3 protein-coding genes and 1 pseudogene are annotated in these 4,117 nt (G+C 36.9%); 2 read left to right on the forward strand and 2 right to left on the reverse strand.

Annotation, left to right across the window (positions count from 1 at the left end):
• The first annotated feature begins 852 nt into the window (after window positions 1–852).
• Both NC797_RS18005 and NC797_RS18010 read left to right on the forward strand, forming a co-directional pair.
• Window positions 853–2,121: an MDR family MFS transporter gene (locus NC797_RS18005; protein ID WP_272438178.1), complete on the forward strand. Its 1,269-nt coding sequence runs from the start codon at window positions 853–855 to the stop codon at window positions 2,119–2,121.
• A gap of 285 nt (window positions 2,122–2,406) precedes the next feature.
• Window positions 2,407–2,610: a sporulation YhaL family protein gene (locus NC797_RS18010; RefSeq protein ID WP_272438179.1), complete on the forward strand. Its 204-nt coding sequence runs from the start codon at window positions 2,407–2,409 to the stop codon at window positions 2,608–2,610.
• Between the two features lie 58 nt (window positions 2,611–2,668).
• On the opposite strand, the gene NC797_RS18015 is transcribed toward NC797_RS18010, so the two are convergent.
• The gene (locus NC797_RS18015; protein WP_272438180.1) at window positions 2,669–3,550 is read right to left on the reverse strand and encodes a peptidylprolyl isomerase; all 882 of its coding nucleotides are present in this window, start codon (window positions 3,548–3,550) and stop codon (window positions 2,669–2,671) included.
• A gap of 256 nt (window positions 3,551–3,806) precedes the next feature.
• Window positions 3,807–3,857, reverse strand: a pseudogene (locus tag NC797_RS18495) (hypothetical protein); the annotation flags it as partial.
• Window positions 3,858–4,117 lie beyond the last annotated feature (260 nt).

Consider the following 4,117-nt stretch of genomic DNA (forward strand, 5'->3'; position numbering starts at 1 on the left):
TCACAGATTTAGAGCAAAAAAGTTTGTCCAAGCTGAAAAGTGGAAAAACCGTATCCTAGTTGAACGGGATACGGTCATACACAACATAAACCGTGTATGTCTATTTCATTAGAATCCCCCACTTCAAAAGTGAACTTTCTTTTGTAAGTGGTGGGTAGTTCAATGTATCTTACTTCATCTGCTCTTTAAATGATTTAAGTGGTTGATATATGTTTTTCATAGAAAGATCCTTACTATAAGTGCGTGTTCAAAAAGTCGACAAATTAGAAGCAAGCAGGTCGAGGCGGCGCTGTTTTGAGTAACGGAGCGAAAGCTTGTTGCTTCGAAAGCATTACCTCGCACGAAGAAAAAGTGTTCTCCTTTTTCTAAGGATATGCTTTTAATACGTGAGTAACGGAAAAACAAGCCATTTAAGGAATACAGGCTAAGACCGCCACGTCCTGTGGCAACGCCTGCATGACCCACATCGTGTGGGCCTGAGATGCGCAGCTTATCATTTGGTGACTTTTTGAACAACCTCTATAACATCATAATTATTTCAAAAAAATCCAGTTGCGCAGTTCAACTCCTTATTTATGATATAGAGTAGAGATTTTTTAACTCATTTTTGTTATAATTAATCTTATTTTGTAGAGGTAGGAATTCAAAATTTAAAATTATCATCTGAATTTATGATACAAATTGCTTGTTTTTCTATGTAATTATCACATAAAATATGCTGAATCGTTTATTAGACAAAATTAGACAGGTGAATATACAGATTTGCTTATTTGCCATGGAAAATCACAGTTTTTACAAGCCTAATTTTTCAAAAAATTAACAACCGATTTAACGAGATAGGGAGTATGCAACATGAAATGGAAAGATTGGGATAAGAATTTACGGATACGATTATTCGGGGAAGGGACAATGAACTTTCTTTTTTGGTCGTACTTCCCATTTATGACGATTTTTTTTGAACGTTCATTTGGAAAGGATCAGGCTGGACTATTACTTATACTGTCTCAAGCATTTTCTGTGATTGCTAGTTTAGTCGGGGGATATTGTGCAGATCGATTTGGAAGAAAGAAAATGATGGTTATCGCAACGAGTTCACAATGCTTGACCTTCGTATTGTTCGCATATGCTAATTCTCCGTGGTACAACTCTCCTATTCTTACATTTATATCGTTTAGTTTGCTAGGAGTGTGGGGAGCCTTGTATTGGCCTGCATCACATGCAATGGTTGCCGATGTTGTTGTTGAAAAACATCGTGCATCTGTTTTTGCTGTTTTTTACACGTCGATCAATATTGCTGTTGTAGTTGGTCCCATTGTTGGAAGCTTTATATTTTATACCTATCGATTTGAAATGCTTATTGCAGGTTTCGTTCTGACAGGAATCTTAACTGCAGTACTTCAGATTTATTTAAAGGAAACAACAACACCAAAACAAAGGATACAAGAGGCTAAACAATCTTGGTATAAGGCCATCTGGCAGGAACTTGAAGACTATCGAGTTATTGCACAAGATAAAACGTTTTTACTATTTATTATCGCTGGTGTATTTGTAGCACAGACGTTTATGCAGTTAGATCTATTAATTGCCGTATATACAAGTGAGGTGGTGGACAATCAGACATTACTAAAGCTAGGATCATTTGAAATAACGGTCAATGGCGAGAAGGCATTTGCCTTAATTCTAGCAGAAAATGGACTATTAGTTGCGTTGTTTACAGTGTATGTTACGAGAGTGATGAACCGTTTCAAGGAACGAAACGTTTTTATCGTTTCTAGTTTGTTGTATGCAATTGGAATCGTGTTATATGGACTAACGAGTAGCATTTTCATTTTTATGATATCTATGGTTTTTTTTACATTCGCCGAACTGATGGTTGTTGGTATCCAAGAAAGTTTTATTTCAAAATTGGCACCAGCAGACATGCGTGGTCAATATTTTTCAGCAGCAAGTTTAAGATTTACCGTTGGGAAGTTATTAGCCCCTGCGAGTTTAATTTTGACAAGTTATCTTAGCTATGCAACTGTTTTCACGATTCTTGGTGGATTAGCACTTATAAGTGGGTATCTTTATTTTGTCACGTTTCGTTTTTATGAAAAGAAAGTCGAGACGCCATCTGTTTAAAGTGCGTGTTCAAAAAGTCGGCAAATTAGAAGCAAGCAGGTCGAGGCGGTGCAGTTTTGAGGACTGGAATGTAGATTATGCCTACATGAAGCCCGGAAAAACAAGCCATTTAAGGAATACAGGCTAAGACCGCACGTCCTGTGGCAACGCCTGCATGACCCACATCGTGTGGGCCTGAGATGCGCCGCTTATCATTTGGTGACTTTTTGAACAACCTCTTAAAGCCTGTCATATTTCTATGTTTCACACATATAATGGTAGAAAAATGGACAAGGGGGCAGGTTTATGATTTTAGGAACACCATGGTGGGTCTTTATGTTTGTTGTCTTTATCTTTTTTAGTGGATATATGGCATTTCGTGCATTCCGTGCAGAGAGACTGTTGGAAAAGCAGTTTATTGAAAGAGAAGGAAAAGTGTACATGGAACGGATTGAACAAGCGCGTGAAAACAAAAACGCAGATCAGAAGAAGCAAGAACTCGTTTCTTAAAGATAAAAAGAGGTGCAACACTTTTACTTTTGAAGTGTTGCACCTCTTTTTTTAGGTGTTATTTTTTGGCTGCTTCTTTTTGTGAAAATAGATCTTTGAATTCATCAATCTTCACATCAATATTCGCATCCTTCATTATCTGATCAAGCTTCTCTTGTGCTTTCGCTTGATCCACTTTAGAAGATTTGATTTGTCTTTCTAGCTCGCCTTTCATATCTTCAAATGATCCAAGCTCCTGTTTTGTGTCACGCTTGTCCGTTACTTTGATAATATGCCAACCGTTTGCTGATTTCACAGGATCACTAATTTCTCCAACTTCCATACTGTATGCAGCGTCTTCAAATTCTTTTACCATATCTCCAGCAGTAAAATAACCTAATTGCCCTCCGTTTTGAGCAGACTGTGTATCGGTTGAATTTTCTTCTGCTAACGTTGCAAAGTCAGCACCATCATCAAGTTTTTGTTTGATTTCTTTGGCCGTTTCTTCATCGCCAACTAAAATATGGCTTGCTTCAATTTCTGTTTGTAATCTATCGTATCTTTGCTGTAATTCTTCTTCCGTTACTTCGATGTCCTCTGTGACAGCTTTTTCTTGTAGTAAACTGGTACGTAATGCTACACGGAAATCATCTTCTGTTTGGAAACCACTTTGCTGGATTGCCATTTCAAATTGATCACCATATTGATCTTTTAATTTTTTAACTTGGTCATCCACTTCTGAATCTTTTACTTCATAATTATTTTCTAGAACTTGAGTCATTACTAATTGTTGAAGTACGGATTCCCCGCTTTTACTTTTTAGTTCTTGATAAAATTCTTCTTTTGTAATGTTTCCATCTTTTGTTTCCACCACTACCTCTGAATCATCACCTGAAGAGGAACAGGCCGACAATGCAAAAACTCCAAGTGTTACTGTTGCTGCAAGTACTAATTTTTTCATTATATTTTTTTACACTCCTAATCTGTTGTTTCTTGAATGCTTAAATTGGATAAGCCCTTGAAATACTATAACATACTTATTACTAAAAAAAACAGTACTTTATTAAATATAGGTAAAAGTTGTCAAAACCTGCCAATGCATTAGGTGAATAAGATTTCCACATACGAGGAAATAAGTAAAATGGTAATCATAATATTAATCATCCGAAAAACACCAGGTTGGCGCTCTTTTGCCATCTCTGTCCTAAGGCATAGGGTATGGGTGAGTGAATTAAAAATAAAAAGGACAAAGAATGCAAAGAAACCAAAAGCCACTGCCATACAATTCAACCTCCTTGTTCTTATAGATAACTGTATCAAATTTTTGCTGTTCTGAACAGAAAAAGAAAAAATCCAAAACTAGTAAGATTAAACGTGAACGAACGATCAACATAGATAAACGTGAACTACTCCCACCACTTACCACCCTTGCGGGTTGCTTGAAGTGGGGGCTTCTTGGATAATCGCCACTTTTGGTAGCTGACGAAATTGACCAAGCTAACCCTCTTGTTCCAAAAGTTATATTCGC

Source organism: Terrihalobacillus insolitus (genome assembly GCF_028416575.1).
Classification (GTDB): domain Bacteria; phylum Bacillota; class Bacilli; order Bacillales; family Amphibacillaceae; genus Terrihalobacillus; species Terrihalobacillus insolitus.